Here is a 24,273-nt window from a genome sequence, read left to right on the forward strand (position 1 = left end):
TATTCGTCAAGCACAACCGCACCTTTCTATGCCACAAGAAATCGTCCCTTTTGGCGTCTCTTCCTCCGTTTGGTTGCTTCCCGATTTCGTTAAAGTAACGGTGTGAAGAAGTATATGGGATCAAATCGTGGCAAAAACTCTTTTACGCAGCGGTAATCTGGATGACTTTCAGGCCGTTGGCGGCGGCGGACAAGCCGTTTTTGAATCAGCGTTACAAATCCGGGAAGCGCTCCGGTTACGCAAACAACAGGCGATTGTCGACTGTCTGGCTATTCCGCAGGTCAATGATGGTGGCGACCGTGTCGACTGGTATTCGCCGGTCGACGGTTGTGTAACCAGCTGGAAAGCGGCGAACGAAGACGATCGTTATCGCGCCCTGCGCTATCTGGAAAATACGCTGGCCAGCGTTGAATCGCTGAGTAAGAAGTGCCTGCAGTCGCCAAAAACAGCGCAACAGCTTTTCGGCTCCCTGCTGTCGAAAGCATTTCAGTTTCCCGGCGAAAATTTCCTTTTCCTGGTTGATGGAAAGCCGGTCATAAGCTTCTGGGGGTTTGTAAATCTCAATGAGAATGCGCGTGACGACGTACTCGACTGTTTACGCGAATCGCTGATCCCTGAGCCAGCCCCGATTGTCATTGAAGACCCTGAACCCGAGCCGGAACCGACCCCAGTCCTGACCTTTGAACAGGCCGATGAGCCGCTGATTGCCCCGGCCACGGTGGTACGCATCACGCCGGACGAACTGTATACGCCTGAACCTGCACCGGTCACTTTGCCACCTGTGGAAGAACCCGAGCCAGAGCCTGCGATCGTAGCCAAAAAACGCCGCGTTCCCCTGTGGACGCTTCCGGTTGCCGCCGTGATCGTTGCCGCGATTGCCACCCCGTTGCTGTGGCCAAAACAGGCCCCTTCTGCCGAGCCAGTGGCTGTCGTTGCCCCTGAACCTGTCGCCATTGCGCCAAAGCCGATTAAAGCCGTTGAGCCACTGCCGATGAAATTACCGCTGCATCAGGCAGAGGTGGTCGCGAGCAAAGAAAAAGAGCCGGCTCCCGTTGCCGCCCCAGCGCCTGCGCCGGTTGTGATTGCGGCGATCCCGAAAGACGCCATGGTCATGGAAGCAAACCAGGTGAAAGCGGGGTCGACGCGTTTTCTGAACGGAACATGGCGTGCGATCCTCGACGTGAAAGATCCGATTACCGGCAAACCACCGTCGCTGCGCTATCAGATCCAGAACAATAAAGGCTTCGCTCGTGTTGTTCACGGTGACAATGTTGTCTGCCGCGTGGAGGTTTTCTCCGGGCTGCACAGCAATGGCGAACTGATGATCAAGAGTCGCGGTAATGCCCGCTGCACAGACGGTTCACGCTACCCGATGCCGGAAGTTGCCTGTAAAGCAGGTACCAGCGATGTCGCTGAATGTAATGCCCGTTATGATGCCAAAACCGTCGTTCCACTGACGTTCAAGAAAGCAGGTGCCTGACCCTATGCTGGTAAATCTTTGCGACTATAAACAGAGCGTCACGCTTATTGCCAACAGCGGCGTGCAATTCCTCGATTTTGGCCTGACTCCGCAGGACACCGCCAGCAACGGGCGCTTCGTACGTAAAACCGCCAACGGTCCGCTTCTGCGTCTCGATTTCGATCTCGTCAACGGGCGTTACACGCTGCCGGGATTGAACGGCGGACAGCCTGAAGTGGTGAAACCGGAAACCACGATCCCACTGCATCAGTCCCTGACGGTGCTGGATGGCGTCTGGCTCCCCATTCCCTTCCTGCGCTTCAATCCGCCACGTACCTTTGTTGACGGGCCGGATAACTGGGCGCGTGTCCAGGTGCGTAAACTTGAAACGCCTGATGCAGCAGGCAATACGCACCGCGTCACGCTCGCTCTCGACAGCCAGATTGCAGAGCATGCTACTGCCGCGCTGTCCCCGGTTGAAAATGACATTCTCAACGGCACCCGTTTCGGACTGGCATGGCGTGACGATGAGGTGGAAAGCTTCCTCGACCAGACCTGGATTGACGGCTGGCTGCGCGAGGCGTTTACCCACTATGCGACCGACGTTGAAAACCGCGCGGAACGCGACCTGCAGCAGGCAATGCGCAGCTTTGAGTACCAGGCACACTGGCTCAACCTGCTGTCCATGCTTGGGGAGCAGCTTACCGTGCCGGAAGTGAAATTTGTCACCCATACCCTCAGTACGCCGGCTATTCCGGTCGACCTGATCCTCGACGTCGGAAATACCCATACCTGCGGCGTTATTATTGAAGATCACGGTGATGCGAACGACGGTCTGCGCCAGACGGCCGAACTGCAGGTGCGCTCGTTAAGCGAACCACAGTTCCTCAATGAGCCGCTGTTTACCAGTCGTCTGGAGTTTTCAGAAGCGCGTTTTGGCAAGCAGCACTTCTCGGTGGAAAGTGGGCGTGAAGATGCCTTTGTCTGGCCGTCTATTGTCCGCGTGGGCGATGAAGCCCGCAAACTGGCTACGCGCCGTCTGGGCACGGAAGGTAACAGCGGCATCTCCAGCCCACGTCGCTACCTGTGGGATGAAACCCCGGTGGTCCAGGACTGGCGCTTTAGCCAGATGAACAGCAAAACCCAGCGCGAACCGCTGGCGACCGCGTTCCCGCTGATGAACCTGATGAACGATGACGGTGAGCCGCTCTTTACGCTGCCGCAGGACGAGCGACTGCCGGTCTTCTCTCCGCAGTACAGCCGCAGCACGCTGATGACGCATATGCTGTGCGAACTGCTGGCACAGGCGCTGGGGCAGATCAACAGCGTTGCCACGCGCCTGCGTCTGGGCTTTCCGGCCTCGCCACGCCAGCTGCGTACGCTGATCCTGACCCTGCCCTCGGCGATGCCGAAGCAGGAACGCGAGATCTTCCGTCGCCGCATGTTCGAAGCGATCGCTATCGTCTGGAAAGCGATGGGCTGGCACCCGCAGGACGACGATTTTGCCACCCGTAAGCACCAGGAAAAAAGCGTGGTGCCGGTACCTGCAATCCAGATGGAGTGGGACGAGGCCAGCTGTGGTCAACTGGTGTGGCTGTATAACGAAGCAATCTCACATTTTGGTGGTCAGACGGAAGCGTTCTTCGCCTCCCTCGCCCGCCCGGATCGTGAACCTGAACCAGGCGTTCAGCCGGGGCGCTCGCTGCGTGTCGCCTCTATCGACATTGGCGGTGGCACAACCGACATGGCGATCACCCATTATCAGCTGGATGACGGCTCCGGTAACAACGTCAAAATCACGCCGCAGCTGCTGTTCCGTGAAGGGTTTAAAGTGGCCGGTGACGACACCCTGCTGGACGTCATCCAGCGCTATGTGTTACCCGCCCTGCAAACCCAGCTGCAGAAGTCCGGTATCGCCGATGCCTCTCTGCTGATGGCCTCGCTGTTTGGTGACTCAGGACGTATCGATACTCAGGCGGTATTGCGCCAGCAAACGGCGCTTCAGCTCTTTATGCCGATTGGTCACGCCATCCTTGCCGCGTGGGAATCCAGCGACATCGACGATCCGATGGCAGGCTTGCATGCCACCTTTGGCGATTTGCTGTCGCAGAAACCGACCCGCAACGTGATGAATTATCTGCAACAGGCCGTCGATCATGCCTTGCCGGCAGGTTCAGAGGCCTTCGATCTGTTTGCCGTTCCGCTGCACGTGAATTTCCGTGAAATGCAGGATGCGATGCTGGCAGGCCAGTTCACGCTGGCGTCACCCCTGCATGCGGTGTGCGAGGCCATTTCACATTACAGCTGCGATATTCTGCTGATCACGGGGCGTCCGGGCTGCCTGCCTGGCGTTCAGGCGCTTATTCGCCACCTGCAGCCGGTGCCGGTTAATCGCATCGTCTGGCTGGATAAATACCAGGTTCATGAATGGTACCCGTTCAGCCAGCAAGGACGCATTGGTAATCCAAAATCGACTGCCGCCGTCGGCGCGATGCTTTGCAGTCTGGCGCTTGACCTGCGACTGCCGCGCTTTAACTTTAAAGCCGCGGATATCGGTGCATATTCGACTGTTCGCTATCTGGGTGTCCTGGATAACACCGTAAACACCCTGCGTGAAGAAAACGTCTGGTATCAGGATATCGACCTGGATAAACCGGGTGCGAAACTCGACGCTCGTCTGCACTTCCCGCTGCGCGGAAATGTGACGCTCGGTTTCCGCCAGCTGGCGAACGCGCGCTGGCCGGCAACGCCGCTCTATACGCTTAGCATCAACTCGGCCGAACTGGCCAAAGCGATTGCGGGTGACGGCGTGCTGAACGTGCGGCTCAAACTTTGCGGCGGCAATAAGCATGAAGGGCCTGAATCCTTCGCGCTGAGCGATGCCTGGTTGCAGGACGGGACGCCGGTTCCGCCTGATGCTTTAACCTTCAAACTGAATACTCTGGCCGATCGCCGTCATAGCGGCAGCCACTACTGGATCGACAGCGGGAGCGTATACCTGAAATGACTGCGACGATGACCACCACTCAGGCCTTAATCGGGTGGATAAATGAGACGCGCCTGAACGCCCCTGTGCTGGATAACGAGGCCGATGCCCTTCTTGCGCGCATCAACGCGACGCAGGCACGGGAGCAGGCCATTGACCGCGCCCTGTCACGCCCGGGCAGTATTGGACTTTACGGTCATTCTCAGAGTGCTAAAGCGCATCTGCTTTTATCGCTGTGCGGCAGCGGTAATGGCCGCCTGAACGTTACGCCAGGCCAGCGTACATTTGACTATTTTTCGCACATTAATCCGGGACATGCCCTGACCAACATGGCCGTGCGGTTCACCCGCGGAAATACAGAGGTGATGGATGAGGCGTTCCCGCTGCGCCTGAGCCTGGTGACAGAGGCAGAGCTGGTTCAGCTGTTTATCGCCCGCACCACGCTGCAGCCGGACATCCGCGCCGTGGATAAAGCGGTCATTGAGACGCGCCTGGAGAAGTGGCGTGGCCTGCGCCAGCCGCAGGGCGTTCCTGGTATTACGGCTCAGGACGTGGGTGCCATCGCCCGCTTCTGGCAAAGCTCAGTACCTGCCGCGAAACAACAAATTGATGATGCCCTGTGGCATCAGTTTGCACAGCTGGTCCCTTCGCTCGATCTCAGCACGCGTGCCAGCGTCTGGTCGCTGCTGTGGGGTGAGCAACAGGAGTTGACCCAGCAGTGGTTAAAGCTCGCTCATGTCCTGCATCAGACCAGCCATGCCGGAGCACTCGCCGCCCCGCTCAGCCTGCTGGTCGATAACTTCGGGCTGCCGGGCGAAGGGTTCCTGACTCACGGCACCTTTTCCCTTCCGGAGGCCCAGGAGACGCTGCTTCATCCGCTGAACAACGGCGAGATGCTTAACGCCATCAGTATCCCTGTCGATACGCTCGCCTTCCTGACGCGTGAGCTGGTCTTGCCGGTCGAAAGCAGCGCCCTGGATAATGTCGATATTATTGATATTCCGGTCTTTTCAGATAACAGCGCCGATACACTGAATCAGGCTAAATGCCAGTGGTTGCTAGAGCATTATCGCCAGCAGCTGCAACCGGACGTGCTTGTTATCTGCAATGCGACAGCCCAGCACGAGCAAACGGCTAAAAAAGCCCGGGTGCTGATGAACTGGGTCAAAGAGACTCAGCCGGTTGAAGAATCCGCCCTGCCGGGGCTGGTGTGGGCGATTACGCCTCACGACGCACGTTTTACCACCCGTCAGAACCTTGATGAAACGGTACAGCACCTGTTGGGCAAACCGGGTGTGCGCTGGGGGACACTGCAGGCGCTGGACAGCCACAGCATGCAGCGCGTGATCGAGTGGTTGTCTCAGGCCACGTTATCCGCTCAGCGACAGAAGCGTCTTAGCACGCTGAAAGCAATGCTGCGCCAGGAACTCTCGGCCCTGATGAAGGGGTATCTGGCACCGCTGGTTGAGGAACCCGGCGCCAGGCGAACTCAGGCCGAAAACATGGTGCGCGTTCTGCAAAGCTCCGCTGCCCGCCACGGTGAACTGCTTGAAGGTCTTCTGCCGCCGCTTAAAGCCTTTGAAACCCTGCTGGCCGTTCAGCAGCCCCGCGAGGAGCAGGTGAACGGACTGTTTACGGATACCATTGACCTGTTTGCCGAGCATGCCCAGGAGAACGCCAGTCCATTCCAGACCAAAGACAAAGCTCGCCTGGCACATAAAGTCTGGATAAACCATCTGCGCCAGTGGAGCCGCAACGATGCCACTGCCGCGCGCCTTGGGCTGGAACCCGCTGTTTTGCAGCAAATTGCTGACGTTCTGGTGGTGGCCAGCTACCGACTGAACCTGCCGCAGCAGTTGCAGAACATCGTTGAAACCGACAAGAGCAGTGCAGCCCAACTGCATGCCGTGATGGGCAACTTCATTGGCTGGCTGGGCTACGATCGGACACCCGCAGAGGCACGCCCGGCGAGCCGCATCCGTAAAGGCCAGGCAATCTTTGTTACGCCGGTGGTCAACAGTACCGCGCCGCGCCTGACGCGTCTGGGAGAACAACCCGTACATGCGGCAACGGTGTATGTCTATGACTGGCTGGTCGCCCTCTATAGCCGGGCAATAGAGAACATCGATTTCCGCCACCCGCACGATGTACAGCCTGCCGCACGCCAGGCCTTACAAGCCCTGTTACGTTAGCGTTCCTGGCCCGCAGAGATGCGGGCTATCCTTTCAGGTCGTGGTCATACACTCTGCTAACGTCTGCGCCAGTGCCGACGGATTTTCCCAGGACATGGAGTGTCCGGCCGCTGGGATGATTTTCACTTCAACGCCCCGCTTTTGCAGAGAGTCCACATCATCATCAGGCAGGGACCACTCGCCGAAAATCAACGTCACCGGGCAGCGCAGAGACAAAAACTGAACCTCCCATTCCGGCTCTACCCCTTCCACCAGGCTGGACGCGCCACGCCACACGGCATACGGCGCATTGCTTTGCAGACTGCCCGCCCAGGGTGAGGTTTCTGCACTGAGCAGCGCATCATACCCCTGCGCCAGGAACTGTTGTTCCGTCTGTGCTGCAATAGAGCGGCTGAACATGCCACCCCCGGCGTGAAAATTGGGTTCCGACACCATCAACCCTTTTACACGTGGCGCCATCAGTCCTGCTACCTCGATAGCAATGCTGCCACCCATACTATGACCATATAGCCAGAAGCTATTGAGTTTGAGATGGTCCAACAGTTCAGCCACCACTCGCGCCTGCTCGCTGGTGCGATAACGATACTGCACGGGTTTGTCGCTGTAACCGCTGCCCGGGAGATCGATAAGAATGGCTCTGCGCGCACCAAACCGGGCGTCAGAGACGATACGAGGATATTCATAAGAAGAGGCGCAGCCTAACCCGTGAATAAACACCACAGGATCGCCAGAGCCGGGAAGATCGTGCCAGCGCACAACGCAGCCGGCCTGCTGCGAGTAAAAACTGTTCATAAGCACTCCTTTAACGATTCACTGTGTATTTATACAGTCTTCGTGTCTGGAATGCTATGTTCATCTTTTAAAACGGGAAGCGTGCTTCAGAAAAGCGAGATCAACAGCGCAACGGGAAAGCTCATTGGCCAGGTTGACCCCACCAGAAAAGCACTGAGCAGTCGGATACGTTTGCGGTCTTTAGAGAGGAACCAGGTAATTAATGCACAGACAGAAGCCATGATTGCGTAAAAAACCAACATCTTTTGATACAACGTCATTCTGTTTACCAGAGCCGAAAAAATAACCGCACGCAATATGCGTCATATGTTGATACAGATCAAGTTTTTTCGTTACAGAATAACCATCTGAATAATATGGGATATGTACTGCAGGCAGAGAATGCCCGGCGCTGAATGCGACCGGGCATGGGGGCTTAGAGCTTTATCATCACGTGGCGAACAACGGTATAATCTTCAAGGCCGTACACCGACATATCTTTGCCGTAGCCGGATAACTTCATCCCGCCGTGCGGCATTTCGCTCACCAGCATAAAATGGGTATTAACCCAGGTGCAGCCGTACTGCAGACGCGCGCTCATCCGGTGGGCACGCCCTACATCGCGGGTCCAGACCGATGACGCCAGGCCGTACTGCGAATCGTTCGCCCATGCCAGCACCTGCGCTTCGTCATCAAACTCGGTGACACTTACAACCGGGCCAAACACTTCACGCTGAACGATAGCATCGTCCTGTTTTGCCCCTGCCAGAAGGGTTGGCTGGAAATAGTAGCCTGCCCCCTCTTTTTTGCTGCCGCCGGTCACCACGCGAATATGGCTCAGGGCTTTAGCCTCATCAACCGCCTTACAGACGCGTGAAAGATGGGCTTCGGAACTGAGCGGGCCCAGCTCGGTGGTTTCCTCCTCCGGCGCGCCCATCTTCAGGCTCGCCACCGCGGCACCCAGTTTTTCCACCAGCGCGGCATAAACGCCTTTCTGCGCATAAATACGGCAGGCTGCCGTACAATCCTGCCCGGCATTGTAGAAACCGAAAGTACGTACCCCTTCAACAACCGCATCAAGATCGGCATCGTCGAAAACGATAACCGGGGCTTTGCCGCCCAGCTCCATATGGGTGCGTTTAATCGAGGACGCCGTGTGTCCAATAATATGTTCGCCGGTGGCAATAGAACCGGTGAGCGACACCATACGCACCTTTTCGTGGCCGGTCAGCGGATCGCCGACCGTTTTTCCGCGGCCAAACAGAACGTTCAGAACGCCTGCCGGGAAGATGTCTTTCGCCAGTTCCGCCAGCTTGAGGGCCGTCAGTGGGGTAATCTCCGAAGGTTTGATCACCACACAGTTACCCGCGGCCAGCGCGGGTGCCAGCTTCCATGCCGCCATCATCAGCGGATAGTTCCATGGCGCAATGGAGGCGACCACGCCCACCGGATCGCGGCGTATCATCGATGTGTGACCGTCAAGATATTCGCCGGCGGCCAGCCCGTTCAGGCAGCGGGCGGCGCCGGCAAAGAAGCGGAAAACGTCGACCACAGCCGGAATTTCATCTCCCAACGCACAGTGCAGTGGCTTACCGCAATTGAGCGATTCGAGACGGGCAAACTCTTCGCCGTGGGCTTCAATCACGTCAGCCAGCTTCAGCAGACACTCGGCACGCGTTTTAGGCGTGGTTTGTCCCCATTCAATGAATGCGCGATCGGCGGCCTGGACCGCCGCGTCGACCTGCGCTGCTGACGCTTCAGCAATCTCCAGAAGTACCTCTCCGGTGGCAGGGTTATAGACCGGCTGTTTTTCCCCGTCTCCGGCGACCAGTTCACCATTTATCAGCAGTTGTGTTTGCATAGCATTGTCCTGTTGAAATCAATGTTATTTCCCGCTTCCGGCACTGTTTTCGCCGTCGCGGGTGAGCCACCAGGCTCCCAGAATGGGTAGGGTTGTGACCAGCATCACCAGCAGTGCAACGACGTTGGTGACCGGCACGTCGCGCGGACGCCCGAGCTGATTAAGCAACCACAGCGGTAACGTGCGCTCGTGTCCCGCGGTAAATGTTGTGACGATGATTTCGTCAAACGAGAGTGCAAACGCCAGCATCCCCCCGGCCAGCAACGCCGAACCGAGATTCGGCAGGACCACGTAACGGAAGGTTTGCCAGCCGTCGGCCCCCAGATCCATTGACGCCTCGACCAGACTCCAGGAGGTGCGTCTGAAACGGGCAATCACGTTGTTAAACACCACCACCACGCAGAACGTGGCGTGACCAACCACGATGGTGAAAAAACCCGGCTCAAGGTCAATGGTTTTAAATGCCGTCAACAGCGCCAGACCGGTGATAATCCCCGGTAACGCAATCGGCAACAGCAGCAACAGCGAGATCGCATTTTTGCCAAAAAACGCGCTTCGCCACAGCGCCGCTGCAGCAAGCGTGCCAAGCACCAGCGCGATAGCCGTCGACAGCGCAGCGATTTGAAGTGACAACGTCACTGATTCAATGATGTCGCCACGCCCCGCTGCCACGGTGAACCACTTCAAGGTCAACCCCTCCGGCGGAAAACTGAACGCGGCGTCTTCGGTGTTGAAGGCGTAGGTCGCAATAATCAGCAGCGGGAAATGAAGGAAGATAACGCCTCCCCAGGCTGCCACTTTCAGGAACAACGGTGCGCGTTCAGAGTGCATCGAATGCTCCCAGACGTTTCACGAACGCCAGATAAAGAGAGATGAGGACAATTGGCACCAGGGTGAAGGCCGCGGCCATGGGCATATTGCCGATAGCACCCTGCTGGGAATAGACCATATTGCCAATAAAGTACCCCGGCGGCCCCACCAGCTGTGGAACAATGAAATCGCCCAGCGTCAGGGAAAAAGTGAAGATTGACCCTGCCGCAATGCCCGGGATTGCCAGCGGCAAAACGACGTAACGAAAAGTCTGGCGTGGTCGCGCGCCGAGATCGGCTGAAGCCTGCAGCAACGACGCGGGCAGCCGCTCCAGCGCCGCCTGTACCGGCAGGATCATAAACGGCAGCCAGATATAGACGAACACCAGAAAACGCCCCAGCCCGGAGGTGGAAAGCGTGTTTCCGCCAATGGCCGGTAGCGTAAGGATTGCGGTCAGGATCGGCTCGAGCCCCAGGTGGCTCAGAAACCACTGCGCCACCCCGTCTTTCGCCAGCAACAGCGTCCAGGCATAGGCTTTAACAATATAGCTGGCCCACATTGGCAGCATCACGGCGATATAGAAGAACGCCTTCCACTTGCCGCGGGTGTAACGTGCCATGTACCAGGCCATCGGAAACGCGAGGATAGCGCTGGCGATGGTCACCGCAATGGCCATCATCAGCGTACGCAGAATGATGTCATAGTTTGCCGGATTAAAAAGCGCCATGATATTGGCAAACGTCAGTTCCGGCGTGACCGCCATGGTGAAATCGTCAAAGGTATAAAACCCTTGCCATAAAAGCGTGAGAAGCGATCCCAGATAAACGATGCCAAACCACATTAGCGGCGCGAGCAGCAGCAGGAACAGCCCAAGCGATGGCTTACGCCAGAACAGTGCGGTAAGACGGCTCATGCGGCTACGGTGGGCGGGAGGCGCCGCGAGATGCGTGTTCATGTCACCTCTCCTCTTGCAGGCGAACCATGGCATCCCGTGACCACGACGCCATCACCGCCTGTCCCGGCGTCACACCGCTCAGCGTTGCGGCATCGCTAAAATTGGCCTGGCTGACCAGCAGTTTTGCACCGTCAGCGAGTTTTAGTTCAAGTCGCGTTGCTGCCCCCTGATACTGTACTGCCTGCACCACGCCCTCAACCTGAACCTCACCGCTCTCATTGAGGCGAATATGTTCCGGTCGTAAAGAATAGATGCCTTCCATCCCGCACACGTTGTGTGCCATACCGGCGTCAAACACGTTTGAGGTCCCGACAAAGCTCGCCACGAAGGGCGTTCCTGGACGCATATAGAGATCGCGCGGGGTGTCGACTTGCTCAATGCGGCCATTATTGAAAACCGCGACCCGGTCAGACATCGACAGGGCTTCCCCCTGATCGTGAGTGACGAAAATAAAGGTAATGCCGAGCTTCTGCTGCAGCTTTTTCAGCTCGAACTGCATCTGTTCACGCAGTTTAAGATCGAGCGCGCCGAGCGGTTCATCCAGCAGTAATACCCGGGGTTCATTGACCAGCGCCCGCGCGATGGCGACACGTTGACGTTGCCCGCCGGAAAGCTGCGAAGGCTTACGCGTGACAGCAAAGCTTAGCCCCACTTTTTCCAGCGCTTGACGCGCCTGCGCATGGCGCGTTTTCTTGTCGATACCTTTGACCATGAGCCCGTACGCGACGTTGTCGAGGATCGACATATGCGGGAACAACGCATAATCCTGGAACACGGTATTCACATCGCGTTCCCAGGGGGGAAGTGCGCTCGCCTCTTTACCGAAGATTTTGATTGCGCCGCCTGACAGCTGCTCAAAACCGGCGATCAGACGCAGGCAGGTAGTTTTGCCGGAGCCCGAAGGCCCCAGCATGGAGAAAAACTCTCCGTCATGAATAGCAATGGTGACCCCATCCACCGCCCGCACGTCACCGTACAGACGGGAAACGTCATTAAACTCTACTGCGTACGTCATGTTCTGCTCCTGCGATTAACGGCCGCCCATGATGGCGATGTAATCCTGTGTCCAGCGGCTGTAAGGAACGAATTTGCCGCCTTCTGCAATCGGGGTTTTCCAGAACATGATTTTGTCGAAATAGTTGTAGCCGTTCGTTTCGCAGCCTTTATCGCCGAGCAATGTGCTGGCTTTACACCCTTCCGGCACCACGGGCAGCGAGCCAAACCAGGCCGCCAGATCGCCCTGCACCTTAGGCGTCAGCGACCAGTTCATCCATTTGTAGGCGCACATCGGGTGCTTGGCCTGCGCGTGCAGCATGGTGGTGTCCGCCCAGCCGGTTACCCCTTCTTTCGGGAAAACAGTGGCGACAGGCTGGTTCTCCGCTTTCAGGGCATTGGCCTGATAGGGCCAGGCGCTGGAGGCCACTACGCCTTCATTTTTAAAGTCGCTCATCTGAACGGTGGTGTCATGCCAGTAGCGGTGGATCAGCGCATGCTGGTCACGCAACACCTTCAGTACGGCGGCATACTGTTTTTCTGTTAGCTGGTACGGGTCGGTGATACCCAGCTGCGGCTGCGTGGCTTTGACAAACAGCGCCGCATCGGCGATGTAAATCGGGCCATCATAGGCCTGCACGCGGCCCTGATTGGTTTTACCGTCAGGTAAATCCTGTTTCGTAAAGACGACGCTCCAGCTGTCCGGCGGCGTCGGGAACGTTTTGCTGTTGTACATCAGCAGGTTTGGCCCCCACTGATACGGCGTGCCGTAGACGTTGCCGCCGACGTTAAACCATTCACCTTTGACGATCCGCGGGTCGAGGGTTTTCCAGTTTGGGATAAGGTCGGGGTTAATCGGCTGAACGCGTTTCCCCATGATCAGGCGCAGTGAGGCATCGCCCGAGGCAGTGACCAGATCGTATCCTCCTTTCGCCATCAGGCTAACCATTTCATCCGAGGTGGCCGCGGTTTTAACGTTCACCGCGCAGCCGGTCTCTTTTTCGAACTGCGTGACCCAGTCATAATTTTTATCGGTTTGTCCCCGTTCGATGTACCCGGGCCAGGCAATAATATCCAGTCGTCCTTCCCCGTCGCCGATAGCCTTCGGTGGCTCTGCGGCGTGCGCTGTCATGAGGGTCATGCCGAGCGCGCACAGGCTGCTGCGGGCAAATTTTTTGCTCATAAGAATTACTCCTGTCGCAATGAAATTTAGCGGCAGCCGTGCCGTAAAAATATCTCCCTTATTAAACGTAGACCGCGCAAATGCGCCGTACCGTGCGGCTTAAAGAAATTTCATCAAGGTGTGACCGAGGGCGCATTCCCCGTTAACTGGATTATAGACAAGGAGTTAGCGTTGAGAGGCGGTATGCAGATTTCCTATGATGCGGTACTGCGGAATATTCGCCGTGCCGCCATCAGGATAAGGAATGATTATTTTAGAAAGGTGCGGAGATTATTATTCGAGCATGCTGCTAATTAATTTCCCTAACTGAATCACAGCCTGTTCTTCCCGCTCCCCCCACGCCCAGGAGGTATTAAACCGGAAGAACGGTGTCCAGGCGTCAGAGGTCGAAAACATCTTACCGGGGGCAATACTGATGTGGTGCATTAGCGCTTTCTCACTCAGCAGCCCGGCATCCAGCTGCGCCGGGAGTTCCAGCCATAAAAAATAGCCGCTGTCGTTGTGATGAATTTTGACGCCTGCCGGCATATGGCGTAAAAGCGACTGCCACGCCTGCTGTTTGCGTTCGGCCAGCGTGCGTCGCAGGCGGCGAAGATGGGCGTCATAGCGTTTTGTCGCCAGGTAATCCACCAGCGCCAGCTGCATGGGTGAACTGGTCGATAAGGTGCTCATCAGCTGTAGCTGCTGAATGCGTCGCGCATGTTTACCTGCCGCCACCCAGCCGATGCGAAACCCCGCCACCAGACATTTCGAGAAGGACGAGCAGTGCAGCGTCATATCGTCACGATCCCAGGCTTTCGCTGGCAGAGGTTTCTCCCGGCCAAAATAGAGTTCGCTGTAGACATCATCTTCGATCAGGGTGACGTTGTGCCTGGCGAGAAGCGCGACCAGGTGCGCTTTTTTCTCTGCGCTGAGCGTGAAGCCGAGGGGATTTTGACTGTTGGTCATGAGCCAGCAGGCTTTGACCGGATACTCATTGAGCGCCTGCTCAAGCGCATTCAGATCGATCCCTTCGCGGACGTCCGTCGCCACCGACAGCGCTTTGAGTTTCAGGCGTTCCAGCGCCTGTAGCGCACCGTAGAAACAGGGGTTTTCGACAATCACCCAGTCACCAGGCTCGGTAACGGCCTGCAGGCTAAGATTCAGGGCTTCGAGTGCGCCTGCGGTAATGACAATCTCATCCGGCGAGATATTCATTCCCTGCTGCGCATAGCGGCGGGCAATGGCGTGGCGAAGGTCAACGTTACCCGGAGGCAGGTTCTCAATTACGCTCATTGCTGTGGCGGTTTTACTGACATTGGCCAGCGAACGGTTAAGTTGCTGCAGCGGGAAAAGCCGGGGGTCGGGGAAAGCAGAAGCGAAAGGAACCACCGACGGGTCGCGGCTGGCCTGTAATACGTCTAAGATATAGGTGTTGATATCCACCACTTCGTCCCGCATCACCTGGGCAGGCGGCGCAGGTTGTTGGGCGGTCGGGCGCGAGGCAACGTAATAGCCCGACTGCGGCCTGGCGACGATACGCCCCTGGCTTTCCAGCATCTGATACGCGTGGCCAACGGTCATAAAACTCATGCCGCTGCTCGCGACCTGCTCTCGCAGAGAAGGCAGCTTATCGCCCGGCAACCATACGCCAAGCTCGATCTGCGAGATAATTTGTTGCGCCAGACGCTGGTATTTTTTCATCAGATTCTCCTTATGACCGACAGTGTATATCAGCAGGAGAAAAAGAGAAGATTTTGCTAACTGTTATAGTTAGCCAGATGCATCACTTACGCAGTTCGGTGACGTTACGCTGAGCGTGGCGGGCAGCGGCCAGATGATCGAGGGTAATCATCGACGATTTGCAAAAAATGCATTTTGCACCGAACGGGTTTTTCTCAGACACATCAAAAGCTGAGGTACGGTACTGCGAACCATGGCAGCATGGGCAGCGGAAATGGATATAAGAAGTCATAGGATTCTCCTGTAAACGTAAAAACGTTAATTGCTTAATGGGCCCTTCAGGCGATAGTGGTTTGAAACAAAAACTAATCGGAGTGTAGAAAAAGACCCAAGAGAGGCTGCGGAGAGGCACAACGTGATGAGAACTGCTTTATAAAACTACGTCAGATGTTTATTTGGACTCAAACCCAGAGGGCCATTAACGCATGTTGTTGATAACAAGGCAAGCTGTTTAATGCATAAAATTCATAAAAATAATTTTTTTATTCTCTCACGCAAGCTATATCAGATGTGCAAAGCGTGATATTTTCATGAACTGTTATAGGTAAATTTCGCTTTTCTGCGTCTGATACTGGTTATTTCGCCCCTATACCATAACAGCACACCGTTTGACATTGAGGTTGTGCATGTTTGGTTTAGATGCTTTTCATCTTGCACGGATACAGTTTGCCTTTACCGTATCCTTCCACATTATTTTCCCGGCAATCACCATCGGTCTGGCGAGTTATCTCGCTGTGCTAGAAGGCCTGTGGCTGAAAACCAAAAACCCGGTCTGGCGTTCGCTGTACCATTTCTGGTCGAAGATTTTTGCCGTTAACTTCGGTATGGGCGTGGTCTCCGGGCTGGTCATGGCCTACCAGTTTGGGACCAACTGGAGTGGGTTTTCACAATTTGCCGGCAGTATTACCGGCCCGCTCCTGACCTACGAAGTGCTTACTGCCTTCTTCCTCGAGGCAGGATTCCTCGGCGTTATGCTGTTCGGCTGGAATAAAGTCGGGCCGGGTCTGCATTTCTTTGCAACCTGCATGGTGGCGCTGGGGACCGTTATCTCAACCTTCTGGATCCTCTCATCAAACAGCTGGATGCAGACACCACAGGGCTTTGAAATCGTCAACGGACAGGTGGTGCCGGTAGACTGGTTTGCCGTGGTGTTTAACCCCTCCTTCCCGTATCGCCTGCTGCATATGTCGATAGCGGCCTTCCTGAGTAGCGCCCTGTTTGTCGGCGCATCCGCAGCCTGGCATTTGCTGCGCGGAAACAACACCCCCGCCATCCGCGCGATGTTTTCCATGGCGCTGTGGATGACCCTGATTGTGGCTCCCCTTCAGGCGATGGTGGGTGATATGCACGGGTTGAACACCCTGAAGCATCAGCCCGCTAAAATAGCAGCCATTGAAGGCCACTGGGAGAACCCACCGGGTGAACCCACCCCGTTGCTGCTGTTTGGCTGGCCGGATATGGAACAGGAGCGCACCCGCTTTGGGCTGGAGATCCCGACGCTTGGCAGCCTTATTCTGACGCACAGCCTCGACAAACAGGTTCCGGCACTGAAAGAATTTCCAAAGGAAGACCGGCCAAATTCCACCATCGTCTTCTGGTCATTCCGCATTATGGCGGGCTTAGGCATGCTGATGCTGTTGCTTGGGGTAACGGCGCTCTGGTTACGTTATAAAAAGCGCGTGTACGCTTCGCGTCCCTTCCTGTGGTTTGCCCTCCTGATGGGACCCACCGGGCTGATTGCCATCCTGGCCGGATGGGTCACTACCGAAGTGGGCCGCCAGCCGTGGGTCGTCTACGGGCTTCAGCGAACAAAGGATGCGGTTTCTGCGCATGGTGACTTGCATATGAGCGTGAGTCTGCTGGCCTTCTTCGTCGTCTACACCTCCGTATTTGGCGTGGGTTACAGCTATATGGTCCGCCTGATTAAAAAAGGACCTCAGCCTCATGAATCGTTTGCCAACGAGTCCGATGGACGTCCCGCACGCCCGCTTTCTGCCGTTACTACTGAACATAAGGAGCAACCATAATGGGTATCGATCTTTCCATTATCTGGTTTGTTATCATCGTCTTTGCCACGCTGATGTATATCGTGATGGATGGTTTTGACCTGGGGATAGGTATCCTGTTCCCGGCTACGCCTGATGCCGACGATCGCGATGTGATGGTGAACAGCGTTGCGCCGGTCTGGGACGGCAATGAAACCTGGCTGGTGCTCGGCGGTGCAGCGCTGTTTGGCGCATTTCCGCTGGCCTATGCGGTCATTATTGATGCCCTCACTATTCCGCTGACGTTAATGCTGATCGGACTTATTTTCCGGGGCGTGGCATTTGAGTTTCGTTTTAAAGCCACGCCGGCACACCGCCCTTTCTGGGATAAAGCGTTTATTGGCGGCTCGATCCTGGCGACCTTTACCCAGGGCATGACGGTGGGCGCGGTGATTAACGGCTTTAGCGTCACCGGGCGTGCCTACAGTGGCGGACCGTTCGACTGGCTGACCGTTTTTAACCTGTTCTGCGGCGCAGGTCTGGTGGTGGCCTACGCGCTGTTAGGCTCGACATGGCTGGTGATGAAAAGCGAAAACGCGCTGCAACAGCGAATGCGACGGGTATCCAGAACGCTCCTGACCCTGTTTCTGGTATTCATTGCAGTAATCAGCCTCTGGACGCCACTGGCGCAGCCGGCCATCGCCGCGCGCTGGTTTACCCTGCCGAATCTCTTCTTCCTGCTGCCCGTGCCGGCGCTGGTGGTGATCCTGAGCCTGTGTCAGTGGCGTTGCCTGAAGAACCCAGAGAGCCATCATCTGCCGTTTATCCTGACGTTAGGGCTGATTTTTCTCGGCTTTAGCGGACTTGGGATCAGCATCTGGCCGCACATTATTCCCCCGTCAATCACGCTCTGGCAGGCGGCGGCTCCGACACAAAGTCAGGGCTTTATGCTGGTGGGCGCGTTGTTGATCATTCCCGTGATTCTGGTCTACACCTTCTGGAGTTACTACGTGTTTCGCGGAAAAGTACAGCATGGAGAGGGTTATCACTGATGCAACAACCTTTCTGGAAAAGAGTCATGTGGCTGGCCATTATCTGGGGCGGCAGCGTACTGGCACTGGCGGCGGTCAGTATGCTCTTTCGCATGTTAATGACGGCCGCAGGGTTTAAATCGCACTGATCGTATTGCGGGCAACGACAACGTTGCCCGGTACCCGCCCGCACTTTCAGATAAACCCCATTAACGCACGGCAGAGTATCGTTACACTGAAAAAAGATTCACAGTATCTATCGTCTGAGAAGAAAAATGAAAAAGCTCATTGCGTTAAGTGTTATCAGTCTTGTCCTCACCGGGTGCGTTAATCCTGGTAAAGCCTCCGTTCAGCCGGACCAACTTAAGAGCCACCGTTTTGTGCTGGAGAATGTGGACGGGAAAGCCGTTAAGGCCACGACAACGCAACCAGAGATCAGCTTCAAAGCCCTGTCTGATATCAGTCTGGTTAATAACATTAGCGTTTCCGGCGTGATGTGTAACACGTTTAACGGACAGGGGAAATTGTCCGAAGGTGAGCTCAAGGTCAAAACGCTCGCCATGACGCGCAAGCTCTGTACCGAACCACAGTTAAACGAACTGGATCAGGCCATTGGCGACATGCTGCGCAAAGGGGCGCAGGTCGACCTGACTGAAGACCAGTTAACGCTGGCGACAGCCGATAAAACGCTAATGTTTAAGCGTGCGGAGTAATCAGTAGTTTCCGCAGGATCCTACGGCAAGCGACTGTTCACTGCAGCGTTTGCCGTTTGGCAATGCGCACATCCCGATAGCTGAGCCGTCAAGCTGGCGGGCAACAGACAGCGAGCCGCCAATCATCGCGCAGTTGGCTTGTCCGGAGCTGGACATCGCCGCTTTCATTCCCGGCGTTACGTGTGCCGCCGTTGCCTGCTGAACAGGTTCACTGCTGCATGCCGATAATAATAACGCGGCACACCCGACCCAAAATGCTGAACGCATGCTCTCTCTCCCCCATTAATAATGCGAAACCTATGCATAATAGGCATCACATGCCGTGTCGTCGAGAGCGAAAGTGCGTATTTATGCGCTCCTGAAACAATTTCTCGCAATTTTTTCGCCAAAAGATTGATCTACTCATTGATGGCGAGAATACCGAGGACACAAAAGCGAAAATCGTAAAATCCGACCTTTGCTAAACTAAGGGAATAATATTCAAAGCCCGTTGTGTTTTTTTCGGGCTCCTTTTTTTGCGCAATGTAAGGGTGTTGTCCTATGCAAACTATTGACGGTAATGGTGCAGTCGCGTCCGTCGCGTTTCGCACCAGTGAAGTTATCGCCATCTACCCAATTACGCCAAGTTCTACGATGGCCGAACAGGCCGATGCCTGGGCGGGCAACGGACTGAAAAACGTCTGGGGCGACGTCCCAAGAGTCGTGGAAATGCAGTCTGAGGCTGGCGCTATCGCGACCGTCCACGGGGCGCTGCAGACCGGTGCTTTGTCGACGTCATTCACGTCGTCGCAGGGATTATTGTTGATGATCCCGACGCTCTATAAACTGGCAGGACAACTTACCCCGTTTGTGCTTCACGTTGCCGCACGAACCGTTGCAACACACGCCCTCTCCATCTTTGGCGATCACTCAGACGTGATGGCCGTCCGCCAGACCGGTTGCGCCATGCTGTGCGCCAGCAGCGTTCAGGAAGCACAGGACTTCGCGTTAATTTCGCACATGGCGACGCTGAAGAGTCACGTGCCCTTTATTCATTTCTTTGATGGTTTTCGTACCTCTCACGAAATCAATAAAATCGTTCCGCTGGCTGACGACACCCTCCTCAATCTTCTGCCGCAGGCGGAAATCGACGCGCATCGCGCCCGTGCGCTGAACCCGGAACACCCGGTGATCCGCGGGACATCGGCCAACCCGGATACCTATTTCCAGTCCCGGGAAGCAACAAACCCGTGGTACAACGCCGTTTATGCTCACGTTGAGCAGGCGATGGATGATTTTGCCGCGGCCACCGGACGTCAATACAAACCGTTTGAATACTACGGTCATCCGCAGGCGGAACGGGTCATTGTGCTCATGGGGTCAGCCATTGGCACCTGTGAAGAGGTGGTGGATGAACTGCTGACCCGTGGTGAAAAAATCGGCGTGCTCAAAGTGCGGCTCTACCGGCCGTTTTCCGCGCGACATTTGCTCTCCGCCCTGCCGGAAAGCGCGCGCACCGTGGCGGTGCTCGATCGCACTAAAGAGCCTGGCGCCCACGCAGAACCTCTGTATCTGGACGTCATGTCCGCGCTGGCCGAAGCGTTTAATTGCGGTGAGCGCGAAACACTGCCCCGCGTGATCGGGGGTCGCTATGGGTTGTCCTCCAAAGAATTTGGCCCGGACTGTGTGCTGGCGGTGTTTAATGAGCTGAGCGAGGCTAAACCAAAACCGCGCTTTACCGTCGGTATTTATGATGACGTGACCAACCTCTCTCTGCCCCTGCCGGAAAACACACTGCCTTCCACCGCAAAACTCGAGGCGCTGTTTTATGGACTGGGCAGCGACGGTAGCGTCTCCGCGACCAAGAACAACATTAAGATTATCGGGAACTCCACGTCGTGGTATGCCCAGGGGTATTTTGTCTACGACTCCAAAAAAGCAGGCGGGCTGACCGTTTCCCACCTGCGTGTCAGCGAGCACCCTATCCGCTCGGCGTACCTTATCTCGCAGGCTGATTTTGTGGGCTGTCACCAGCTGCAGTTCATCGATAAGTACCAGATGGCAGAGCGCCTGAAACCGGGCGGTATTTTCCTGCTCAATACGCCGTACAGCGTGGATGAAGTCTGGTCGCGGCTACCGCAGGAAGTGCAGGCGGTGCTGAACCAGAAAAAAGCCCGCTTCTACGTCATTAACGCTGCAAAAATTGCCCGCGAGTGTGGTCTTGCCGCGCGAATTAACACCGTGATGCAAATGGCCTTCTTCCACCTGACGCAGATCCTGCCGGGAGACAGCGCGCTAATGGAACTGCAGGGGGCGATTGCCAAAAGCTACAGCAGTAAAGGTCAGGAGCTGGTCGAGCGTAACTGGCAGGCGCTGGCGCTGGCGCGCGAGTCTTTATTTGAAGTACCGCTGCAAGCGGTTGATGCGTCCAGCCCGAACCGTCCACCGGTGGTTTCTGACGCGGCACCGGATTTCGTGAAAACCGTGACGGCAGCCATGCTGGCCGGGCTGGGTGATGCCCTTCCCGTCTCCGCACTGCCACCCGATGGCACCTGGCCGATGGGCACCACGCGCTGGGAAAAACGCAACATCGCCGAAGAAATCCCCATCTGGAAAGAGGAGCTGTGTACCCAGTGCAACCACTGCGTGGCAGCCTGCCCGCACTCGGCCATTCGTGCCAAAGTGGTCTCCCCGGAAGCGATGGAAGACGCCCCGACCAGCCTGCATTCACTTGATGTGAAATCCCGTGATATGCGCGGACAGAAGTATGTTCTGCAGGTCGCTCCGGAAGATTGTACCGGATGTAATCTGTGCGTTGAGGTCTGTCCGGCGAAAGATCGTCAGGATCCGGACATCAAAGCCATCAATATGATGTCGCGCCTCGAGCATGTCGAAGAAGAGAAGGTAAATTATGACTTCTTCCTGAACCTGCCGGAGATCGACCGCAGCACGCTGGAGCGTATTGATATTCGTACCTCGCAGCTCATTACTCCGCTGTTCGAGTATTCAGGCGCCTGCTCCGGCTGCGGTGAAACGCCGTATATCAAGCTGCTCACGCAACTGTACGGCGACAGAATGTTGATCGCTAACGCCACGGGCTGTTCATCAATCTATGGCGGTAATCTGCCTTCCACGCCGTACACCACCGACGCCCATGGCCGCGGTCCGGCATGGGCGAACTCGTTGTTTGAGGATAACGCCGAGTTTGGTCTGGGCTTCCGTCTGACCGTTGACCAGCACCGCGCACGCGTGATGCGGTTACTGGAACAGTTTGCTGGCCACATCCCGGCGGAGCTGAATGACGCATTGCACGCCGATGCAACGCCAGAACGTCGTCGTGAGCAGGTTGCGGAACTGCGCAACGCTCTGCAGGACGTGGAAGGTGCCGGGCAGCTGTTGACCGACGCTGACGCGCTGGTGGAAAAATCAATCTGGCTGATTGGCGGTGACGGCTGGGCGTATGACATCGGCTTTGGCGGGCTGGATCACGTGTTAAGCCTCACCGAAAACGTCAACATTCTGGTTCTGGATACGCAGTGCTATTCCAACACCGGTGGCCAGGCGTCAAAAGCTACCCCGCTTGGCGCAGTAACTAAGTTTGGTGAACACGGCAAGCGCAAGGCGCGTAAAGATCTCGGCGTCAGCATGATGATGTACGGCCATGTGTATGTCGCGCAAATCTCGCTGGGCGCGCAGCTGAACCAGACGGTGAAAGCCATTCAGGAAGCGGAAGCCTACCCGGGTCCGTCGCTGATCATTGCCTACAGCCCGTGTGAAGAGCATGGCTACGACCTGGCACTCAGCCACGATCAGATGCGCCAGCTGACCGCAACCGGCTTCTGGCCGCTCTACCGGTTCGACCCGCGCCGCGCCGATGAAGGTAAATTGCCTCTGGCGCTGGATTCACGCCCGCCTTCCGATGCGCTGGCCGAAACGTTAATGCAGGAACAGCGCTTCCGTCGCCTCAACGCGCAACAACCAGAGGTGGCCGAGCAGTTGTGGAAAGATGCCGCCGCCGATCTGCAAAAACGGTATGATTTCCTGGCGCAAATGGCCGGAAAAGCGGAAAAACCCACCCGCGACTGACGCTCCTGCTGCCCGGCTTGTCCGGGCATTTTTTTGCCATAAAAAAAGCCCGATGTATTCACACCGGGCGAGTCCAGATAATTAATGAATATGACGTTAATTCACTAAATGACATTCACATAAATTATGGATGAAAAATCTTAAAGGCATATAACGCCGCTGAGATTACCCGATTTAATGGGCAATTAATAATTTTTATTTAATATGATTAGCTTTAAATCATTCATAAAACCAATGACTATTTCCGTCGCATAATCCGGTTAAGAATTAACTTAACTCGTAACAATTATATTTTATTATTCTTGGTCAGGAGTGATTTAGCATGAGACAGCTTTCTCGTGCGGAAAGTTCAATACGTAATTAAATAAAAACAACTGCAAAGGAATTCCAAAATGCAAAGAAAAGTACTGGCCCTGATGATTCCAGCGCTGTTAATGGCTGGCGCTGCGCATGCTGCAGAAATTTATAATAAAGATGGCAACAAATTAGATCTGTACGGAAAAGTAGATGGTCTGCATTACTTCTCCGACGATGCCTCTAAAGATGGCGATCAAACTTACATGCGTCTGGGCTTCAAGGGTGAAACCCAGATCAACAACATGATGACCGGTTACGCTCAGTGGGAATACAACATCCAGGCCAATAACACTGAAGGGTCTGATAACCAGTCATGGACGCGTCTGGCCTTCGCCGGTATTAAAGTCGGTGACTATGGCTCCTTCGATTACGGTCGTAACTACGGCGTTCTGTACGACGTGGAAGGCTGGACCGATATGTTGCCTGAATTCGGTGGTGACTCTTACACCAATGCAGACAACTTTATGACTGGCCGTGCCAACGGGGTCGCAACCTACCGTAACACTGACTTCTATGGTCTGGTACAGGGTCTGAATTTTGCCCTGCAGTATCAGGGTAAGAACGAAGATGCCAGCAACAACCAGGAAGGCACCAACAATGGTCGCGACACGCGCCATGAGAACGGTGACGGCTTCGGTATCTCCACCACCTATGACTTTGGCATGGGTATCAGCGCGGGTGCTGCCTATACCTCTTCTGACCGTACCAACGAACAGGTGATGAATACCACTGCCGGTGGCGATAAAGCGGATGCCTGGACTGCAGGCCTGAAATATGACGCCAACAATATTTATCTGGCGGCAATGTATTCTGAAACCCGCAATATGACCCCTTATGGCGATAATACGGATGCCGTGGCCAATAAAACGCAAAACGTGGAAGTGACCGCGCAATATCAGTTCGACTTCGGCCTGCGCCCGGCAATTTCTTATCTGCAGTCTAAAGGTAAAGACCTGGCCAACGGTCAGGGCGATCAGGATCTGGTTAAATATGCTGACGTAGGCGCAACCTACTACTTTAACAAAAACATGTCCACCTACGTTGATTATAAAATCAACCTGTTGGATGAAGATGACAGTTTCTACAAAAATAACGGCATTAGCACGGATGATGTCGTTGCATTAGGTCTGGTTTACCAGTTCTGATCCCAAGAGCCCGCATCGTGATGCGGGCTCGTTATTTTCGTTGCG

General features: G+C 55.7%; 19 protein-coding genes. 9 read left to right on the forward strand and 10 right to left on the reverse strand.

The genetic code is table 11. The features are described 5' to 3' along the window. The first annotated feature begins 127 nt into the window (after positions 1 to 127). The 3 genes from QMG44_RS08140 to QMG44_RS08150 are packed head-to-tail and all read left to right on the forward strand — an operon-like array spanning position 128 to position 6,637. The gene (locus tag QMG44_RS08140; protein ID WP_040017597.1) at positions 128 to 1,480 is read left to right on the forward strand and encodes an SrfA family protein; all 1,353 of its coding nucleotides are present in this window, start codon (positions 128 to 130) and stop codon (positions 1,478 to 1,480) included. Between the two features lie 4 nt (positions 1,481 to 1,484). Beyond that, complete coding sequence (locus QMG44_RS08145) at positions 1,485 to 4,466, forward strand: virulence factor SrfB (protein WP_063156463.1); 2,982 nt, start codon at positions 1,485 to 1,487, stop codon at positions 4,464 to 4,466. Then, positions 4,463 to 6,637 carry a virulence factor SrfC family protein gene (locus QMG44_RS08150; protein WP_281853068.1) on the forward strand — a complete coding sequence of 725 codons (2,175 nt, stop codon included), beginning with the start codon at positions 4,463 to 4,465 and terminating at the stop codon, positions 6,635 to 6,637. Before QMG44_RS08145 ends, QMG44_RS08150 begins: the two co-directional genes overlap by 4 nt. 33 nt (positions 6,638 to 6,670) lie before the next feature. On the opposite strand, the gene QMG44_RS08155 is transcribed toward QMG44_RS08150, so the two are convergent. From QMG44_RS08155 to QMG44_RS08195, 9 genes are all read right to left on the reverse strand, one after another. Next, the gene (locus QMG44_RS08155) at positions 6,671 to 7,429 is read right to left on the reverse strand and encodes an alpha/beta fold hydrolase (RefSeq protein ID WP_049022276.1); all 759 of its coding nucleotides are present in this window, start codon (positions 7,427 to 7,429) and stop codon (positions 6,671 to 6,673) included. An 86-nt stretch (positions 7,430 to 7,515) separates the two neighbouring features. Next, positions 7,516 to 7,689 (reverse strand): GhoT/OrtT family toxin, encoded by a 174-nt coding sequence (locus QMG44_RS08160; RefSeq protein ID WP_032670341.1) that lies wholly within the window; start codon positions 7,687 to 7,689, stop codon positions 7,516 to 7,518. A 155-nt stretch (positions 7,690 to 7,844) separates the two neighbouring features. Beyond that, entirely contained in the window at positions 7,845 to 9,269 is a 1,425-nt protein-coding gene (gene patD, locus QMG44_RS08165) for an aminobutyraldehyde dehydrogenase (protein ID WP_025204109.1), read from the reverse strand. A gap of 24 nt (positions 9,270 to 9,293) precedes the next feature. Then, positions 9,294 to 10,100 carry an ABC transporter permease gene (locus QMG44_RS08170; RefSeq protein WP_086532470.1) on the reverse strand — a complete coding sequence of 269 codons (807 nt, stop codon included), beginning with the start codon at positions 10,098 to 10,100 and terminating at the stop codon, positions 9,294 to 9,296. Continuing rightward, entirely contained in the window at positions 10,090 to 10,992 is a 903-nt protein-coding gene (locus QMG44_RS08175; RefSeq protein ID WP_086532929.1) for an ABC transporter permease, read from the reverse strand. Before QMG44_RS08175 ends, QMG44_RS08170 begins: the two co-directional genes overlap by 11 nt. Before the next feature lie 43 nt (positions 10,993 to 11,035). Then, positions 11,036 to 12,049 carry an ABC transporter ATP-binding protein gene (locus QMG44_RS08180; protein ID WP_086532469.1) on the reverse strand — a complete coding sequence of 338 codons (1,014 nt, stop codon included), beginning with the start codon at positions 12,047 to 12,049 and terminating at the stop codon, positions 11,036 to 11,038. Positions 12,050 to 12,064: 15 nt separating this feature from the next. Then, positions 12,065 to 13,210, reverse strand: coding sequence for a putative ABC transporter substrate-binding protein YdcS (gene ydcS / locus QMG44_RS08185; protein WP_044866723.1), 1,146 nt, complete (start codon positions 13,208 to 13,210; stop codon positions 12,065 to 12,067). 273 nt (positions 13,211 to 13,483) lie between these two features. Beyond that, positions 13,484 to 14,893, reverse strand: coding sequence for a PLP-dependent aminotransferase family protein (locus QMG44_RS08190; RefSeq protein WP_281853069.1), 1,410 nt, complete (start codon positions 14,891 to 14,893; stop codon positions 13,484 to 13,486). 82 nt (positions 14,894 to 14,975) lie between these two features. Further along, a complete protein-coding gene (locus tag QMG44_RS08195) occupies positions 14,976 to 15,164 on the reverse strand; it encodes a hypothetical protein (protein ID WP_020884014.1) in 189 nt (62 codons plus the stop codon). A gap of 394 nt (positions 15,165 to 15,558) precedes the next feature. Here QMG44_RS08195 and QMG44_RS08200 point away from each other — a divergent pair, with 394 nt between their 5' ends. The 4 genes from QMG44_RS08200 (at position 15,559) to hslJ (ending at position 18,661) form a co-directional block, all read left to right on the forward strand. Continuing rightward, positions 15,559 to 16,959 carry a cytochrome ubiquinol oxidase subunit I gene (locus QMG44_RS08200; protein ID WP_086532468.1) on the forward strand — a complete coding sequence of 467 codons (1,401 nt, stop codon included), beginning with the start codon at positions 15,559 to 15,561 and terminating at the stop codon, positions 16,957 to 16,959. Continuing rightward, positions 16,959 to 17,969, forward strand: coding sequence for a cytochrome d ubiquinol oxidase subunit II (gene cydB / locus QMG44_RS08205; protein ID WP_086532467.1), 1,011 nt, complete (start codon positions 16,959 to 16,961; stop codon positions 17,967 to 17,969). The genes QMG44_RS08200 and cydB overlap by 1 nt, the downstream gene beginning before the upstream one ends. Beyond that, positions 17,969 to 18,097, forward strand: coding sequence for a DUF2474 domain-containing protein (locus QMG44_RS08210; protein ID WP_014170274.1), 129 nt, complete (start codon positions 17,969 to 17,971; stop codon positions 18,095 to 18,097). Before cydB ends, QMG44_RS08210 begins: the two co-directional genes overlap by 1 nt. Before the next feature lie 126 nt (positions 18,098 to 18,223). After that, the gene (gene hslJ, locus QMG44_RS08215; RefSeq protein ID WP_014170275.1) at positions 18,224 to 18,661 is read left to right on the forward strand and encodes a heat shock protein HslJ; all 438 of its coding nucleotides are present in this window, start codon (positions 18,224 to 18,226) and stop codon (positions 18,659 to 18,661) included. Here the strand turns inward: hslJ and QMG44_RS08220 are convergent, their stop codons facing one another. Beyond that, positions 18,662 to 18,928, reverse strand: coding sequence for a DUF333 domain-containing protein (locus QMG44_RS08220; protein ID WP_014170276.1), 267 nt, complete (start codon positions 18,926 to 18,928; stop codon positions 18,662 to 18,664). It lies immediately after the preceding gene. Between the two features lie 273 nt (positions 18,929 to 19,201). Between QMG44_RS08220 and nifJ the strand changes: the two genes are divergently transcribed. Both nifJ and ompC read left to right on the forward strand, forming a co-directional pair. Further along, on the forward strand, positions 19,202 to 22,726 hold the full coding sequence (nifJ, locus tag QMG44_RS08225) for a pyruvate:ferredoxin (flavodoxin) oxidoreductase (protein WP_086532466.1): 3,525 nt from the start codon (positions 19,202 to 19,204) through the stop codon (positions 22,724 to 22,726). Between the two features lie 392 nt (positions 22,727 to 23,118). Then, positions 23,119 to 24,228 (forward strand): porin OmpC, encoded by a 1,110-nt coding sequence (gene ompC, locus QMG44_RS08230; RefSeq protein ID WP_032678256.1) that lies wholly within the window; start codon positions 23,119 to 23,121, stop codon positions 24,226 to 24,228. Positions 24,229 to 24,273: the final 45 nt, after the last annotated feature.

It is taken from the genome of Enterobacter sp. 200527-13 (assembly GCF_027924865.1).
Classification (GTDB): Bacteria; Pseudomonadota; Gammaproteobacteria; order Enterobacterales; family Enterobacteriaceae; genus Enterobacter; species Enterobacter ludwigii.